Genomic DNA, 16,420 nt, shown 5'->3' on the forward strand with positions numbered 1-16,420 from the left:
GAAGTCAGCTGCTACGCCGTGGGCCGCAGCCGGAGTCCGTCCATACCGCCATCGACAGCGAGTGCGGTACCCGTCGTTGACCCGGCAAGCGGGCTCGCCAGGTATGCGACCGCTGCTGCGACCTCCTCCGGCTGGACGAGCCGCAGGTGCGGCTGGCGCGCCTCGAGCGCCGCGCGCTCCGCCACGGGATCCGGCGCCGAGTCGAGCAGGCGCTGCACCCACGGCGTGTTTGCCGTGCCTGGATTCACGCAGTTCACCCGGATGCCCTCCCGGAGATGGTCGGCCGCCATCTGCAGCGTGAGCGAGTACACGGCCCCCTTGGATGCACCGTACAGCGCGCGCTCGGGAAGCCCGGCGGTTACGGCGATCGACGCAGTGTTCACGATCGCGGCTGCCGGCGACTTGCGGAGCCACGGCAGCGCGGCGCGTGACACTCGCACGAGCCCGAGCACGTTGATGTTGAGCACCCGCTGCCACTCGGCGTCGTCGTTCGTCTCGATGGTGCCCTGTGCACCGACGCCGGCGTTGTTGACGACGATATCGATGCGGCCAAAGCGCTCCGCCACAGCCTGAATGCCGGCGTTCACGCTGTCGGTGTCGGCGATGTCGACACGCACGGCGAACACGCCGTCGGGTACGTTCTCGGTGTTCAGGTCAAACACGACCGCCTCGGCGCCGCCGGCGCGAAACCTGTCGACGATCGCCGCGCCGATCCCGGAAGCCCCACCCGTGACGATCGCGACAAGTCCGTCAAACTCTCCGCTCATCAGTTCGCCTCCTCGTACGCGACGTACTCCTGGCGCTGGCCACCGAGGCCGTCGATCGACACCTCGACCACGTCACCCGCCGCGAGGTAGGGGAAGCGGCCCGAGAGCGCGACGCCCTCGGGTGTACCGGTGAGCACGAGATCGCCGGGCTCGAGCACCATGTACTGGCTGAGCTCGTGCACGATGTGCGCGATGCTGAAGATCATGTCGGCGGTGGTCGAGTCCTGCCGCGTCTCACCGTTCACGCTGCTGCGCAGTCGCACGTTCTGCGCGTCGATCTCGTCGCGGGTAACGAGCCACGGGCCGGTCGGCGAGAACCCGGGGGCGGACTTGCCCTTGCCCCACTGGCCGCCCGACAGCTCGATCTGCCAAGTGCGCTCGGACAGGTCGTTCACGACGACGTAGCCCGCGATGTAGTCCTCTGCCGCTTCGAGCGACTCGATGTAGCTCGCGCGCTTCCCGATGACGATGCCGAGCTCGACCTCCCAGTCGGTCTTAACGCTCCCCTTCGGAATGACGACGACATCGTTCGGCCCAACCACGGTGTTCGGCAGCTTGTTGAAGATGACCATGTTCTCGGGCGGCGCCGAACCCGACTCGGCCGCGTGCGCGGCGTAGTTCATGCCGACGCACACGAGCGCCGACGGACGTGCGATCGGGGAACCGATGCGCATCTCGGCGGCGCCATCGAGCACGGGCAGCTCGCCGGCGTCGAGCAGACGCTGCGCTTCGGCGATCCCCGATTCGAGGAATGCGCCGTCGATCTTCGCGGTGACTGCGCGCAGATCGTACGTGGCCGAGTCGGTCACGAGGGCGGGTATTTCAGCCCCAATGGGACCAAGCTGGGCGAACTTCATTGAACACTCGTTTCTCGCAAAGGTGGGATGTTTGGTTACACACTAGCGCCTTTTTGTGGCGGAGTCTCCGATTTGTCGCCAGGTTAGCCGCCTCGCCTCAAGTCAAGGTGGGATCTTTGTGAGCGCCCTGGGAGCCGGGGTGCTACTGATTCGAACGAACTAGCAAGAAGCTTTCGTCCGGACGGCGTTGTTCCCGTTGGGGTTAGATGCGGCCGGCAGCCCGCAACTCCACCCACCCAGCACCATCAGGGAACACCCACCGATCACGCGACTGCGCAACCATCTCAGCACCCGTCCCCGGCAACACCGGAGCAACATAACTCCCGTTCACCACCCGCGCCGGCTCAACAAAATGCTCATGCAGATGATCCACAAACTCAACCCGCTTCCACCCAATCTCCCCCGTGAGCGCCGCATAGTCAAAGAACGAATAATGCTGCACCAACTCACACAGCCCCACACCACCAGCATGCGGACACACCGGCACACCAAACTTCTTCGCCATCACCAGAATCGCGAGATTCTCATTCACGCCAGCAACCCGCGTCGAATCCAACTGCAACACGTCAAGCGACCCAGCCTGCAACATCTGCTTAAAGATGATCCGGTTCATCACCGCCTCACCCGTCGCCACCTTGATCGGCGCCACACCCCGACGAATATCAGCATGCCCCAACACGTCATCAGTGCTCGTGGGCTCCTCAATCCAGAACGGATCAAACTCGGCAAGCGCGTTCGTCCACGCGATCGCCTCATCGACCTCCCACCGCTGATTCGCATCAATCGAGATCCGAATCTCTGGCCCCACGGCCTCACGCGCGAGCCGCATCCGCCGCACGTCGTCCTCCAGGCTCGTCCCAACCTTCAACTTGATCATGTCGTACCCGGCAGCAACGGCCTCCTTCGACAACCGCACAAGCTTCTCGTCGGAATACCCGAGCCAGCCAGGCGTCGTCGTGTACGCGGGATGCCCATTCGCGGCAAGCTCCGCCAACCGCTCAGCCTTCCCGACCTCACCCGCACGCAGAATCTCGAGCGCCTCCTCGGGCGTCAACGCGTTCTGAATGTGCGTGAAATCGATCGCCGAAACAATCTCCTCGGGACTCATCTCCGCAAGCAGCCGCCACAACGGCTTCCCCTCACGCCTCGCCCGCACATCCCACAACGTGTTGATCACCGCGCCAGCAGCCATCTGCGAGACGCCCTTCTCCGGGCCAAGCCACCGCAACTGCGAGTCATGCACGAGCCGCTTCGCCGCGGCCCCCAAATCACTCACCAACTCATCAAGCTCAAGCCCCACAAGCCGGGCCCCGTAACTCTCAATCGCTTTCGCAACAATCTCGTTGCCACGACCGGCAGTAAACACGAGACCGTACCCGCGCTCACCATTGTCTGCCTCAAGCACCGCATACGCGGCCGAATAATCAGGATCAACATTGACCGCGTCGGAGCCATCAAGCTCAAGCGAAGTAGGAAAGCGCACGTCGTAGCTACGCACCGAAGTAATAACAGGCATTAGAGACCTCTCTGCAGAAGGGATAGAGAGCCGGGCCGGGGGCCCGGCTCTCTAGTGAGGAATAACTAGACAAAACCCAAGAGCCCTGGCAACCAGAGGCTTAACGCGGGGACCAAGGTAATGAGGACCAGGGTGATGAGCATCGGAATGAAGAATGGCAAGACCCCACGGATGACTGTTGCTACCGGTGCACCTGTCACGCTCGAGAGCACGAACAAGACGAGCCCCACCGGAGGCGTGATCAGGCCAATAACCAGGTTGAAGATCACCATGACCCCAAACTGCACGGGACTTATCCCAAAGGCCTCAGCGACAGGACCGAGAACCGGCACGAGAATGAGAATCGCTGCTGTCGGTTCGAGAACACATCCGACGATGAGCAGCAATACATTGACGAGCAACAGGAAGACCCACGGGCTATCCGTGAAGTTCAGAATGAAGTCTGCTGCGATCTGAGGCGCCTGCTCCCTCGCAAGTACCCAGCCAAACAGAGCCGCGGCGGCGACAATCAACAGGACTGACCCCGCCGTCTCAACAGACGAGAGCAACATCCGCCAGATCTTTCGGGGGCTTAGTGCGCGGTAGCAGAGCGAGAGAACGAAGATATACAGCACACCAATGCCCGAGGCCTCGGTTGGTGTGAAGATCCCCGACAGGATTCCACCGAGAATGATGACTCCTGCGCCGGCCGCCGGCAGCGCGCCAAGGGCGGTTCGGCCGCGCTCCTTCCAGCTCGCTTTCGGCAGCCGGAGGGATTCATCCTTTCGGGTAAGGAACCAGACGAGACCACATAGAGCGGCAATCAGCACCAATGCGGGTACAAGGCCAGCCATGAAAAGCGCACCGACGGAAACGCCAGCCGTGACTGCGTAAATAATCGCTGGAATACTCGGCGGAATCATCGGGGCGATCAATGACGAGGCCGCTGTAACTCCAAGACTGAATTCTTGACTGTAACCGCGCTTGATCATTGCCGGCACCTGAACCTTGCCCATTGCGGCCGCATCGGCGATCGCCGCGCCGCTCATCCAGGAGAAGCCGAAACTCGTGGCCACATTCACATAGCCCAAGCTCCCGCGAATATGCCCGAGGAACGCTACACCCGCGTTGTAAAGGCGATCGGAAATACCTGACTCGTTTGCAAGATTTCCAAGCAGAATGAACAGTGGCACCGCGAGCAGGGCGAAGTCGTTCACACCTGAGGTGATCTGCTGGACTGCAATGGAGAAGTTTGCAGTGGGTTCAAGCCAAACATATATCAGTGCCGGCGCCAGCAGCGAGATTGCCACAGGTACCCGGAACGCTAGCAGCACGAGCAGGCCGCCCAACATGATTACGAGGGTCACTCGCTCACTCCTTCCGGCCCTGCAGCCACTGTGCTCCGTTTGCGGGCTTGCGCCATGTCAAATCCGGAATTGAGCACACCGTGAATAAAAATCAACGCAAACCCGACTGCGGCTGCACCGTAGACCACGCTCATGGGAAGCTGTGTGGCGGGCGCTTTGATCGCGCTCGCAAGCACAGCGAACTGTGCGCCCGCCACCGCGAGAACTCCTGAGACGATCAGTACGACCACGATGGCAATGCCGTTCACAATCCGTTCTCCGACCTTGCCGAGTGCCTTCGCGAGGATATCCACCGCGATGTGCTGGCGACGTGCCATAACAAAACCTGCCCCTAGGAACGCAAGCCACACCAGGGAGAATCGTGCGAGCTCTTCTGTCCAGGTCAAGGGGCTATGGAATACGTAACGGCTCACGACCTGCAGCAGAACCAACGAGAATGTAGCGACGAGCGCAAGGCTCGAGAGGGCGCGTTCGGCACCAACAAGCCACCGAACTACCCGGCTTGAACGTTCGAGTTCGTCTAGCTCGTCCGGCGGGACCGTAACAAGTGCCTCACTCACTTGCCGGCCCGAATGTCAGAGTACAGCTCGCCCCAAACCGGGTTCTTCGAAAACTCGGAAACTGCGGCCTTTGCAAACTCATCTCGCTTCACGGCGTCGTTGATGGCAATCGACCCGTCCGACGACCACGTCGCGATGATCTCAGATTCCTGGGTCTCGACACACTCCTGGACTGCCGCAGCTGCAGACTCAAGCGCAGCCGTGAAACTTGCATTCTGCTCTGCGCTCAACCGGTTCCCGAGTGATTCCTGAGTCGTGAGGAACACGCCCTGAACCATGTGCCCGGTGAGATTGACGACCTTCTGGACTTCGTTGAGCTTCGCGGTAGCGATTGTCGGCAACGGATTCTCCTGCGCCTCAATCACCCCTTGCTGTAGCCCGAGATACACCTCGCTCAGTGCCATAGGCGTCGCCGTTCCGCCCATGACTTCGGTGTTCTTCAAGTACATCGGTGCATCCGGAGTACGAATTTTCAAGCCCTTCATGTCGGCCGGCGAGGAGATCTCCTTGTTCGCGGTCACGTGGCGCGTGCCGTAGTACCAGCCAGACTGCACGCGTAGTCCACTCTGGGACGCAAGTTCGTCGAATACGCCTGCCATCAGGTCGCTGTTCAACGTGCTGTTGAAGTGCTCGACGTCGTCAAAAAGGTAGGCAGCGTCGAATACCGCAGCTGGCTCGTACCAGGTGCCCAGGAACGAAGAGCCGGCAACAGCGATATCGAGCGCCCCCGTCGCAACTTGCTCGAGGGCTTCGGCTTCGCTACCAAGCTGTGCTGCGGGGAAACTCTTCACCGTGATCCCGCTGCCGTCCAGTTCGTCCTGCAGGGTCTTCACGCCACAGGTTTCGACAGGGTGGGCTGCCTCGTACACATGGGCTAGCCGGAGCGTGACGTCGCCGTCGCCTCCAGCACCGTTTGACGCGGGGGCGCCACTGCAACCAGCAAGTGCGAGCGCGGCCGCGGCGCCGAGCGCAGCGATCCCAACGAGGCGAGTCTTCTGGGTATTCATTCCGGTTCTCCTTCGAACGTGCGCGCACCGTGCGCGCGGATGACAACGTGAGTGATTTACAGGGGGTTGGGCAGTTCGATGTCGAGTCTCTTTCCGAGCTCTCGGAGATCGTCGACCACGCTTTCGGACAGCGGGACGGTCATCCCGTTCTCGCGAGCACGTTCCCGCTCAGGATCTCCGGGGGCGAGCACGTCGCCTCCCGGAGCCGATCGCCTGATGGCTCCCAGCAATTCAGAGGTTCGATTCCGAGCGTGCTCACGGCCCGAGAAGAAGCTGGGGTCGATCGCCAAGATGAGCTGGCCGATGTTCATTCGGGAGGCTGGGTTCGACCAAATGTCCTCAGTTTCGAACGCAAAGGTTCCGGCCCCCAGGATTGCCGAGAACGCTTCGACTGCTGCGGAGATAGCAGACCCCTTGTGCCCGCCGAACGGCGTCAGCGCGCCGGCCATCGCAGCCACAGGATCGGTTGTGGGCGAACCATTCGGATCCACCGCCCAACCCGCGGGGATCGACTCGCCTGCGTTGCGCGCCGCGATGACTTTCCCGTAGGCACCGGTGCTTGTCGCGAGGTCAGCGACAAGTCTGTCTTCCGCTTCGCCTGGTGCCGCAAGGGTGATCGGGTTCGTGCCAAAGACTTTGTCTCCCCCTCCAAACGGCGCGACTACCGGGCCGGTGGTGGAGGTGACGATGGCGAGCATCCCTGCATCCACGACCTGATCAGCCCAGAACGATCCGGCTCCGTAGTGACTGCCGCCCTGTACAGCAACGGCCGCAACACCGTGAGCCGCAGCCAGGTCGATTACGCGTTCCGTCGCCTGCTGCATGGCGACTTGTCCGAGAGCAGCGTCAGCTTCAAGAAGCGCCGTCGCACCCTGCTCGGAGACCCAACGTATTGCCGGCCGGGTGTTGATTCCGCCCCGCTCAACTGCTGAAACGTAGAGGGGCAACCGGAGCAGGCCATGCGAGTGCGTTCCTCGGCAATCAGCTTCCACCAGGCTCCGGGCAGTTAGCACCGCGTCGGCGTGAGCGATTCCCACGGAGCGGAGTGCGCTGGCACCAAACTCGATCATTGCATCGCCATTGAAGCGGAACATCTCTACCTCACCGTTGAAGAAATATAGGATTGAGCGAAATGCTATATTCTTTTCGCGAATTCGGCAAACCTACCTACTCCGATCCACGGCGTGTCCTTTCGCGCAACGGGTCGATAGTCTGCATTCACGACGACTGAGTTCTGGAACCAAAGGAGGGGCCGTGCTGGAACAAGCGAGCACATCGCCCGAAGAAGCGGCCGGGGCTGCGACAGTGTACGAGCGGATTCGATCGAAGATCTTGCGCAACGAGATTCCCCCCGACACCAGGCTCAGTATCGATGGCCTGGCCAGGGAGGTTGGCACCTCACCCACGCCGATCCGTGAAGCGCTTCGCCACCTTCAAGGGGACAACCTCGTCGTGCAAGAACCGGGTCGCGGGTATCGTTCGACTCCCCTGCTGAATCAACGTGAGCTCCGGGAGCTGTTCGAGTTCCGTTTGCTCGTTGAACCATGGGCGACAAAAGCCGCCGCACAGGATCGCCTGAGCAACCCGACGCTCACACTTGAACGTGAGCTCGACGAACTTACCGAACTCATCGCAGCAAAGGCGGATGTCAGATATGACCTGATGGATCACGACATCCGGTTTCATGATGCGATCTTTGCCGCCGCTGACAACGAGGTTCTCCACGCTGCCTACTCACAGCGCCACTGTCACCTGCACGCGTTCCGAATGTTCCCCAACGACTACAACGGCAGTTACACTGTCGCCGAGCATCGTGCCGTGCTCAACGCGATCAAAGCCCACGATCAGGAAGCCGCAGAGCAAGCCATGCGGGACCACCTCACGGCGGCATATCTCCGGTTCGAACGCGGCCACAAGTCGACGGACGGTCCACCTCGGCTTCCAGGGCTTCACCCTGATCGACCGGCGCACCGAGCACGCTTGACGGGCTAAAGCCAGCCGCCGGATGTACCTGCGGCTACCCCGGCTGCGTCCCGGCCTCCCGCAGCCAGCTCTCGATCCCCGCGATGTGCGCGGTCATGAGGGCCGCGGCGAGCTCCGAGTCGCCCGAGGCGATGGCGCGCGCGATCTCACGGTGCTCCGAGATTGTCCGGCCCGTCGCGCCGTCCTGCGTGAGCGCACGCCAGACCCTGGCGCGCACGGTGTGGGCCGCGAGCGACTCCACGAGGCTCGATAGGTAGCCGTTGCCGACGGCGGCGACGATCGCGCGGTGAAAGTCCGAGTCGTGCTGCACGAGGGCGTCGGCGTCGGTCTCTTCGCTCACGCCCGCGACCTCGCGCTCGAGCGCCGCGAGCGCGTCGGCATCCATGGCGCGAGCCGCCTGCGCGGCGGCCTGCGGTTCGAGCATGCGCCGCACGGCGAACATCTCCAGCACGGAATCATCGCTGTGGAGGTCTGCCGCGAAGTTCATCACCTCGAGCAGCATGCTCGGTTCAAGGCTCGTCACGTACGTCCCGTCGCCACGGCGCACGTCGAGCACTCGGATCACCTCGAGGGCCTTCACCGCCTCGCGGAGCGAGTTCCGGGAGGCGCCAAGCAGCTCGCCGAGTTCCTTCTCCGGGGGCAACCTATCGCCCGGCGCGAGATCCCCGGTCCGGATCATTTCCTTGATGCGAGAAATCACATCGTCAGTGACTGCCATGCTCCGATCCTAGAGGAGGCCGCACACCGCGAAACCCCGTTACGCTTGAGTGCACGGGCACCAGCACGAGAGGCCCGCCGACTCCCGAGGGGATCATCCATGGCTTCGAACCCGGATCACTCACAGGCCGACCCGCACGCGTCCGCGTCGGTGTACGAGCTGATCCGGTCGCGCGTGCTGCGGGAGGAGATCCCGCCCAACGCGCGGATCAACATCGATGCGCTCGCCCGCGAGCTCGAGGTCTCATCGACCCCGGTGCGCGAGGCGCTCCGGCAACTGCAGGGCGACAACCTCGTCGTGCAGGAGCCGGGCCGCGGCTACCGCACGACGCCGATCCTCAACGCCGCACAGCTGCGCGAGCTATTCGAGTTCAGGCTGCTCGTCGAGCCGTGGGCCGCGAAGATCGCGGCGATGGATCGGCTGCAGAACCCGGGGTACATCCTCGAGCGTGAGATCGCGGACATCACCGAGCTCATCGGCCGCCAGTCCGACATTCGCTACGAGCTCATGGACCACGACATCCGATTCCACGACGCGATCCTGCGCAGCACGTCAAACGAGGTCGTGCGCACCGCGTACGCGCAGACCCACTGCCATCTCCACGCGTTCCGGCTGCACCCGGGCGAGCGCACCGGCGAGTTCACCGTCGCGGAGCACCGCGTCATCCATGCGGCCATCCGCGGTCATGAGCCGGAGGCCGCGGAGCAGGCGATGCGCGACCACCTCACCGCCGCATACCTGAGGTTCGAGGTCGCCCACGGGGTGAACTCGGGGGCACCGTACCTTCCCGGAACCCACGAGGATCGGCCCGCGGCGACAACCTCGCTCTCCCTCTGACGGGGCGAACTCGCTATTCGTGGTGGAAGACCTCGGGCAGGTCGGTCCACCAGTCGCCCTCGGCGCGCTCGGGCAGGGGCCGCTGTAGCGGCTGCTGGACAGCCCACCACCGCTGCGTCTCGGGGTCGGCCGCCATCCTCGCCATGTCGGCCTCGTAGTCGTCGCCGACGTACTCGAAGTATGAGAACAGCAGCTCGCCGTGGCGGAAAATCGAGTAGTTCTGAATGTTGCTCGCGGTGATTCGCTCGAGCACCGTCGGCCAGACGTCCGCGTGATAACGCTCGTACGCCTCGCGGTGCTCCGCGGGCAACCCGATGACCTGCGCGACGCGCTTCATCGGGCGGCCCCGGCAAGCGCCGCTGCGGCGGCGGCGACAATGCCTGCGTCGGTGACGTCGTATTCGGGCGCCCCGCCGCCTGGGCCGCTCGGGGCCGTGCTCGTCGACGGCCGCTTGGCCGAGAGGTGGATCGCGGCGACCCCCGCGGCCACGAGCGTCGGGATCGCCTCGACTGTCACCCCGCCGCCGGCCATGATGTCAAGCCTGCCCGCCGCGGCCTCGACGAGGCGCGCGAGGGTCTCGGCGCCGTCGAGGCTGCGCACCGCGCCGCCGGAGGTGAGGATCCGTGTAACGCCCGCCTCGACGAGCGACTCGAGCACGGTCTCCGGCTGTTCGAGCGTATCGATCGCCCGGTGGAAGACGAGATCGGCGTCGCCCGCGGCCTCGCGCCAGCGCCGCAGCGCCTCGGTGTCGACGAGTCCCGTCTCGGTGAGCGCGCCGACGACCACGCCGCCCGCTCCGCGCGCCGCCGCAGCCGCGATGTCGCGGCTCACGAGCTCGACTTCGTCAGCGTCGTAGACAAACCCGCCGGGGCGGGGGCGCACGAGTACGGCGATCCGCTCGCCCCCGACGGCGTCGGCAACCTGCTCGATCGTGCCGATCGACGGGGTGAGTCCGCCGACGCCGAGCGCCTGGCAGAGTTCCAGCCGGTCCGCGCCGGCGCCGATCGCGGTGCGCGCGCCGGCAACGTCCTGGACGGCGATTTCGAGGAGAGTCATACAGTGATCCTTACACGCTGACGGTGAGCATCGCGACGGGTTCGGCGCGCAGGCCGGCAGGGATCGACACCCGCACGACGCCGTCGCTTCCGGTCGTCTGCTCCGCGGCGCTGCCGTCCGCCCAGGCGGCGGCGCGGCCCGCCAGCTCGGCTGGCAGCTCGGCCTCGCCTGCGGCGGGCTCCATGACGTGCACGTGCACCGCACCAGCCGACGCCGTGTAGCGGCGCGAGACGCCGACGCGCTCCTCAGCGCGAATCCACGGCCGCGTGCCGTAGATGCCCTCGCCGTTGACCTGCAGCCAGGCCCCCATCTCGCGCATCGCCTGCAGCTGCAGCGCCGGGATCTCGCCGGCCGCGGTCGGTCCGACGTTGATGAGCAGGTTGCCGTTCTTCGAGACGACGTCGACGAGGTGGCGAACGAGCTGCGTGCCGGAAAGCGAGTGCTTCTCACTCTCGTCCTGGTTGAACCCGAACGAGAACCCAAGGCCGCGGGTCGACTCCCACGGCTGCTGCTGAATCTCTTCGACGTTCGTGTACTCGCGCGTCAGATAGCCGTTGTACGGCACGCCCCAGCGGTCGTTGACGACCCCGTCGGGAACGGCGTCGAAGTACCTGCCGAGCAGCGACGCCACGCCGTAGTCTTCGTGCCCTTTGCCGCCGTCGGGCCAGTCAATGTCGTTCCAGAGCACGTCGGGCGAGAACCGCTCGATGAGCTCGTCGACCTGCTCGGCCGAGTAGCGCGAGAACGCTGGATCGTTGCGGCGGAACCGGAACAGGTCGGTGTCGGACTCGATCGGCGGGAAATCGCTGACGTGCCAGTCGAGGGCACCCGAGAAGTACACCCCGAAGCGCGCGTTCGCCCGCCGGGTGGCGTCGTGCAGCTCGCCGATGAGGTTGCGCTTCGGGCCGCGGGCGACCGAGTTGAACCCGGTCGTCTCGGTGTCCCAGAGGCAGAACCCCTCGTGGTGCTTCGTGACGGGGACGATGTACTTGGCGCCGGCGCCGAGCAGCTCGCCCACGAACTTCTCGGCATCGAACGCGCCCGCGTCCCACCTGTCCGCGAGGTCCTCGTAGCTCACGCCGGGCCCGTAGACCTCCTGGTGGCGCTCCCACGTCGGGCTCCCCGCGATGCGCACGGTGTTGCCGTACCACTCCGCGTACTGGTGCCAGGCGTAGGCGTCCTCCGTCGGCACAAACCGTTCGCCGTGTTCGACGGCCCAGGCGGGCACAGAGTACAGGCCCCAGTGAATGAAGAAACCCAGCTTCGCGTCGCGGTACCACTCGGGCACCCCGTTCGTCGGATAGACGGGCGCGTTGTCACCGAAGTCCGGGCCAACCCGCGACTCAAAATTCATCATGAGAGGAGTGCTCCTTAGTCGTCTTCACCACGGCGGCCGACGACCGCCGTGAGCGCGGGCGTGCCGCTGGAATCGAACGGGTAGACCCCCGGCGCAAGCCGGTGGTGGCCGAGCCGCAGCAGATCCTGATCGACGCCGCCCGGGGTGAGCGCGAGCGTCCAGCCGCGCTGCAGTTCGTAGAGTTCTGGCTCGAGGTACCCGATCTTCACGACGACGATGTCCGCGGTCTCCGGGTCGAGCCCGAGCATTCGGAAGTCGTCGAGGTGGTGGAAGGGCTTGCGCCGTTCGGTGACGATCGCGTGGATCCCGCCGACGGCGATGACCGCCTGCGTGCCAGCGTCGGGGTCGCCCTCGGTGAGCGAGAACACGGTGCCGGCGAGTTCGACCGGGCCGCTTGGGCCCGCGTCGACGCGCGCGCCAGCGGTCAGGCGCACCTCGGCGCCCACCCCTGCCGCCACCGCCGCGGCGACCGCGTCGGCGTCGAAGATCGATGCGACGAGCGTCGTGAGGTCCCCGCGGGTGAGCTCGTCGCGCTGCAGGAGCTCGGTGAGCGTCCAGGTCACGTCGCCCGCGCCGCCAGCCGTCGGGTTGTCGCCCGAGTCGGAGATGAGAAACGGGCGTGCCGCGTCGGGGGCGAGGGCGTTCTCGAGTGCGCCGTCGAGCGATGCGGTCTCCGCGACGAAGACGAAGTCCTCGCGCGCGTCCCAGTACATCCGCGCGACCCGCTCCGCCTCGCGGGCGATGAGCTCGCGGTCGTCGCCTGTCACCACGACGTACGCCTGGCAGCGCGGCTCATCGGCCCACGCGTAGCCCACCCAGACGGCGGCGTCGACGACACCTGCCAGCGCCTCGATCTTCGGCAGTTCGGCATAGATGCTGCGCGCGGGCTCGAGGCGGGTGCTCGTCTTCTCGCCCGGAAGCAGCACGGGCACCGGCACCCACGCCTTCAGGGGGCGCCGCGCGAGCGGGTCGGTGCCGTGTTCGCCGCGGAGGCGCGACAGCAGGGCGTGCACGGCGCGCTCCTTCGTGTTCAGCCAGTCCTCGTGCGGGGCCATGCGGTAGCAGGTGAGCAGGTCGACGGCGTCGCGGAGCGTCTCAGAGACGTTGCCGTGCAGGTCCATCGACGTCGTCACGAGGGTGTCGGGGCCGAGCGCCTCGCGCACCGCGGTCGCGAGGTCGCCCTCGGCGTCGGCCATGCCCTGCACGCTCATCGCGCCGTGGATGTCGAAGAAGAAGCCGTCGAACGGCCCTTCGGCGCGGATCGCGTCGAGGATCGCCTGCTTCATGCGCGCGTATGTCGCGGGGGTAACGGCGCCGCCCGGCAGCGAGCGGCCGTGGTAGAGCGGCACCCACTCGGCGGCGTCGCCGAGCTCGCGGCCCTCGTCGAGGAACGGGTAGTAGCCGCGCAGGTCTGCGCCGGTCCGGATCGTGAACGCCTCGTCGCCCGAGACGTGCGGGGAGAAGGTGCTCGATTCGATCGAGATGCCCGCGATCCCGATCCGGGGACGGGCGAGCCCGCCCGGAGCGAGTTCCGGCAGCGGGCCCATCCAGATCTCGTGTGCTTCCAGCTCGTTCGTCACCGTGCGGCTCCTTCGCGTGTCTGCGTGTTCGACTGTGTCTGGGCGAGTGTCGCCCTGAGAAGTTTCTGCGCTGAGGCTGCAGCGCCGAGCGCGACGGCGTCGCCGCCGCGCTTCGCGCGCTGGATCCTGAGCGGGGTTCCGGTGATGGGCGCCGCGGTCCGCAGCGTCTCATCCATCGCCGGCGAGAGCAGGTCCCACGCGTGCGAGACCCCGCCGCCGACAATCACCTCGGCGACGTCGAGGAGGGTCGACATCGACGCGCAGGCGAGCGCGACTGCCCGCCCCGCGTTCGCGAACACGGCGCGAGCGTCGGCGTCGCCCGCGCGCGCCAGATCCGCAATCTCCTTCGCCGTCAGCCCGGACGCTCCCGTGCGCTCCGCGTACCGCAGCCCGATAGAGGTCCCCGACGCGAGCGTCTCAAGGTGGCCGGTCTGCTTGCATGTGCAGACGAGATCGCTGTAGCCCGGGGTGTGGCCGATCTCGCCGGCGCCGCCGCGGGCACCGCGGCGGAGCGTGCCGTCGAGGATGAGCGCGCCGCCGACGCCAGTGCCGAGCATGACGCCGAACGCGTCGGGCTCAGCGTGCGCGTCGAACGCGACCTCGCCGAGCAGGAACGCGTTAACGTCGTTCTCGATCGCGATCGGAACTCCGAGGAGCTCCTCGAGGCGCGTGCGCAGCGGGAACCCGACCCAGTCCACGAAGGTCGATGACGCCGCGGTGACCACCCCGGTATCGTAGTCGAAGACCCCGGCCGCGCCGACACCGGCAGCGCCGAGCGTTCCGCCGCTCTCGCCGAGCAGGTCGGCGGTGAGGCGGGCGGCGGTCGTCGCCATCGCCTCGCCGCCCTCCTTTGCCGGCGCGACCGCCGAGCCGCGGGCGAGGATCTCGCCCGCGGCGTCGACGAGGACGACGGCGATCTTGGTGCCGCCGATGTCGATTCCCGCGAAGACGCCCGTGTGAGTGTCTGCTGTGTGCGTCATCGTCCGCCGAGACCTGCCATCGCGATGCCCTTCACGAGGTGCTTCTGCAGCGCGATCACGAGGATCGTCGTCGGGATCATCGAGATGATCGCGGCCGCCATCTGCAGGTCCCACCGCGTGCCGGTCAGGCCCGAGAAGCTCGCGAGGCCGATCGGCAGCGTGCCGCGCGCCGACAGGTCGACGGTGACGATGAGGGGCCACAGGTAGCTGTTCCAGAAGCTCATGAACGTGAAGACCGAGAGCACGGCGACCGCGGACTTCGAGAGCGGCAGGATGATGCGCAGGAACGTGCGGATCGGGCCGGCGCCGTCGATGCGCGCAGCCTCCTCTAGCTCGTACGGGATGCCGCGGAAGAACTGCCGCATGAGGAACGTGCCGAACGCGGTGAACGCGAACGGGAAGATCAGCGCCGGGTAGGTGTCGACCCAGTTGAACCATTGCATGACCTGGAACATCGGGATGACGAGGACCTCGGCGGGAACCATCATCGTCGCGAGGAAGATCACGAAGACCGCGTCGCGGCCCTTCCAACGCAGCCGGCCGAACGCGTAGCCTGCAGTCGTCGACACGACGAGCACGACGAGGGTGCCAGCCACTGCGACGAACAGTGAGTTGCCGATGTACGTCCAGAACGGGCCGAACTCGAAGACCTCGGCGAAGTTCGACCACCGGATCTCCGAGCCGAACAGGCTCGGCGGCATCGCGAACATCTCGCCGTTCGGCTTGAGCGCCGAGAAGAATGCGTAGATGAGGGGGAGCATGAACAGCGCGGCGGCGACGTAAATGCTGATGTGCGCGATGACGAGCCGGATGCGCTCGCCCGGGGTCATCGGCTCGCGCGACCGCTTCTTGGCGCCCCGCACCGCGGCCTCGCCGCCGGCAGCGGCGACGGCCATCACCCGTGTGGCGTTGAGATCAGTGCTCATAGTGCACCCACTTCTTCTGCAGTCGGAACTGGACCGCGGTGATGATGATGATCAGCGCAAACAGGATCCATGCACCGGCCGCGGCGAGGCCGAGCTCCTGGTACTTGAAGCCCTGGTTGTAGATCCACATGACGAGCGGGGCGGTGGCGTTGCCCGGCCCGCCGCCCGTGAGCATTTGCGGTTGCACGAAGACTTGCAGCGAGGTGATCATCGTCATGATGGTTGCGAAGAAGATCGACGGGGAGATCATGGGGATCGTCACGCTCCAGAGCAGGCGGAAGCCCTTCGCGCCGTCGATGCGGGCGGCCTCCATCACGCTCTCTGGGAGCTGCTCGAGCGCCGCCGAGAAGATGAGCATGTTGTAGCCGAGGCCCTGCCAGACGCTCATGACGACGACCATGATCATCGCCCAGTTCTTGTCGGCGAGGAAGTTCGGCAGTTCGAGGCCGAACCAGGTCTGCGCGAGCCCGTTGAAGAGGCCCTGCGGCTGCAGCAGCATCTTCCAGACGAGCACGTTCGCGACCATCGGGGTGACGACCGGAATGAAGAAGAGCACCCGCAGCGCGCCGCGGCCGCGAATGCGCGGGCCGAGCGCGACGGCGAGCAGCAGCGAGAGGATCACGCTTGCAGGCACGTACAGCACCGTGTACACGAGGGTGTTTCGAAGCGCTGGCATGAATGCCGGATCCTCGAAGAGGCGGGCGTAGTTCCCAATCCCGATGAAGGTGCGTTCGCCAAACGTCGGCCAGTTGAAGAAGCTCATCACGACGGACAAGACAACCGGAACGATCGTAAACAGAGCGAGGCCCACCAGGGCCGGGCTTGCAAAGCCCAGCGCCTGGCGCGCCTCCATCTTGGCGAACGACCGACGGCTGCGCTGACGCGCCTGCAGTGTGGTCATTCTGTTCTACTTACCTAGTTGTGTGGTGA

Annotated in this window: 17 protein-coding genes; 2 read left to right on the forward strand and 15 right to left on the reverse strand. The window is 65.5% G+C overall.

Going from position 1 to position 16,420, the window contains the following annotated elements:
• Positions 1-11 precede the first annotated feature (11 nt).
• The 7 genes from BJ960_RS15210 to BJ960_RS15240 all read right to left on the reverse strand — a co-directional run bounded on the left by BJ960_RS15210 (position 12) and on the right by BJ960_RS15240 (position 7,147).
• Positions 12-767 carry an SDR family NAD(P)-dependent oxidoreductase gene (locus BJ960_RS15210; RefSeq protein WP_185987904.1) on the reverse strand — a complete coding sequence of 252 codons (756 nt, stop codon included), beginning with the start codon at positions 765-767 and terminating at the stop codon, positions 12-14.
• On the reverse strand, positions 767-1,624 hold the full coding sequence (locus BJ960_RS15215; protein ID WP_185987905.1) for a fumarylacetoacetate hydrolase family protein: 858 nt from the start codon (positions 1,622-1,624) through the stop codon (positions 767-769). The genes BJ960_RS15210 and BJ960_RS15215 overlap by 1 nt, the downstream gene beginning before the upstream one ends.
• 202 nt (positions 1,625-1,826) lie before the next feature.
• Positions 1,827-3,140, reverse strand: a complete 1,314-nt coding sequence (locus BJ960_RS15220) for an enolase C-terminal domain-like protein (RefSeq protein WP_185987906.1) — start codon at positions 3,138-3,140, stop codon at positions 1,827-1,829.
• A gap of 65 nt (positions 3,141-3,205) precedes the next feature.
• A complete protein-coding gene (locus tag BJ960_RS15225; protein ID WP_185987907.1) occupies positions 3,206-4,486 on the reverse strand; it encodes a TRAP transporter large permease in 1,281 nt (426 codons plus the stop codon).
• A complete protein-coding gene (locus tag BJ960_RS15230; protein ID WP_185987908.1) occupies positions 4,483-5,046 on the reverse strand; it encodes a TRAP transporter small permease in 564 nt (187 codons plus the stop codon). Before BJ960_RS15230 ends, BJ960_RS15225 begins: the two co-directional genes overlap by 4 nt.
• Positions 5,043-6,053, reverse strand: coding sequence for a DctP family TRAP transporter solute-binding subunit (locus BJ960_RS15235; protein WP_185987909.1), 1,011 nt, complete (start codon positions 6,051-6,053; stop codon positions 5,043-5,045). The genes BJ960_RS15230 and BJ960_RS15235 overlap by 4 nt, the downstream gene beginning before the upstream one ends.
• Positions 6,054-6,109: 56 nt before the next feature.
• On the reverse strand, positions 6,110-7,147 hold the full coding sequence (locus BJ960_RS15240) for an Ldh family oxidoreductase (RefSeq protein WP_185987910.1): 1,038 nt from the start codon (positions 7,145-7,147) through the stop codon (positions 6,110-6,112).
• A 160-nt stretch (positions 7,148-7,307) separates the two neighbouring features.
• Between BJ960_RS15240 and BJ960_RS15245 the strand changes: the two genes are divergently transcribed.
• Positions 7,308-8,045 (forward strand): GntR family transcriptional regulator, encoded by a 738-nt coding sequence (locus tag BJ960_RS15245; protein ID WP_185987911.1) that lies wholly within the window; start codon positions 7,308-7,310, stop codon positions 8,043-8,045.
• Between the two features lie 25 nt (positions 8,046-8,070).
• Here the strand turns inward: BJ960_RS15245 and BJ960_RS15250 are convergent, their stop codons facing one another.
• Positions 8,071-8,754 (reverse strand): FadR/GntR family transcriptional regulator, encoded by a 684-nt coding sequence (locus tag BJ960_RS15250; protein ID WP_185987912.1) that lies wholly within the window; start codon positions 8,752-8,754, stop codon positions 8,071-8,073.
• A 99-nt stretch (positions 8,755-8,853) separates the two neighbouring features.
• Between BJ960_RS15250 and BJ960_RS15255 the strand changes: the two genes are divergently transcribed.
• Positions 8,854-9,591 (forward strand): GntR family transcriptional regulator, encoded by a 738-nt coding sequence (locus BJ960_RS15255; RefSeq protein ID WP_121076351.1) that lies wholly within the window; start codon positions 8,854-8,856, stop codon positions 9,589-9,591.
• A 13-nt stretch (positions 9,592-9,604) separates the two neighbouring features.
• Here BJ960_RS15255 and BJ960_RS15260 read toward each other — a convergent pair whose 3' ends face one another.
• The 7 genes from BJ960_RS15260 to BJ960_RS15290 are packed head-to-tail and all read right to left on the reverse strand — an operon-like array spanning position 9,605 to position 16,391.
• Positions 9,605-9,928 (reverse strand): L-rhamnose mutarotase, encoded by a 324-nt coding sequence (locus tag BJ960_RS15260; protein ID WP_185987913.1) that lies wholly within the window; start codon positions 9,926-9,928, stop codon positions 9,605-9,607.
• On the reverse strand, positions 9,925-10,647 hold the full coding sequence (locus tag BJ960_RS15265) for a copper homeostasis protein CutC (protein ID WP_185987914.1): 723 nt from the start codon (positions 10,645-10,647) through the stop codon (positions 9,925-9,927). Before BJ960_RS15265 ends, BJ960_RS15260 begins: the two co-directional genes overlap by 4 nt.
• Before the next feature lie 10 nt (positions 10,648-10,657).
• Positions 10,658-12,004 (reverse strand): alpha-L-fucosidase, encoded by a 1,347-nt coding sequence (locus tag BJ960_RS15270; RefSeq protein WP_185987915.1) that lies wholly within the window; start codon positions 12,002-12,004, stop codon positions 10,658-10,660.
• A gap of 14 nt (positions 12,005-12,018) precedes the next feature.
• Positions 12,019-13,551, reverse strand: a complete 1,533-nt coding sequence (locus tag BJ960_RS15275; protein ID WP_221936561.1) for a M81 family metallopeptidase — start codon at positions 13,549-13,551, stop codon at positions 12,019-12,021.
• Between the two features lie 29 nt (positions 13,552-13,580).
• Positions 13,581-14,564, reverse strand: coding sequence for an ROK family protein (locus tag BJ960_RS15280; RefSeq protein WP_185987917.1), 984 nt, complete (start codon positions 14,562-14,564; stop codon positions 13,581-13,583).
• Positions 14,561-15,490: a carbohydrate ABC transporter permease gene (locus tag BJ960_RS15285; protein ID WP_220663722.1), complete on the reverse strand. Its 930-nt coding sequence runs from the start codon at positions 15,488-15,490 to the stop codon at positions 14,561-14,563. The genes BJ960_RS15280 and BJ960_RS15285 overlap by 4 nt, the downstream gene beginning before the upstream one ends.
• Positions 15,480-16,391, reverse strand: a complete 912-nt coding sequence (locus tag BJ960_RS15290) for a carbohydrate ABC transporter permease (protein ID WP_119282560.1) — start codon at positions 16,389-16,391, stop codon at positions 15,480-15,482. Before BJ960_RS15290 ends, BJ960_RS15285 begins: the two co-directional genes overlap by 11 nt.
• Positions 16,392-16,420 lie beyond the last annotated feature (29 nt).

The organism is Leucobacter aridicollis, assembly GCF_013409595.1.
Taxonomy (GTDB): Bacteria; Actinomycetota; Actinomycetes; order Actinomycetales; family Microbacteriaceae; genus Leucobacter; species Leucobacter aridicollis.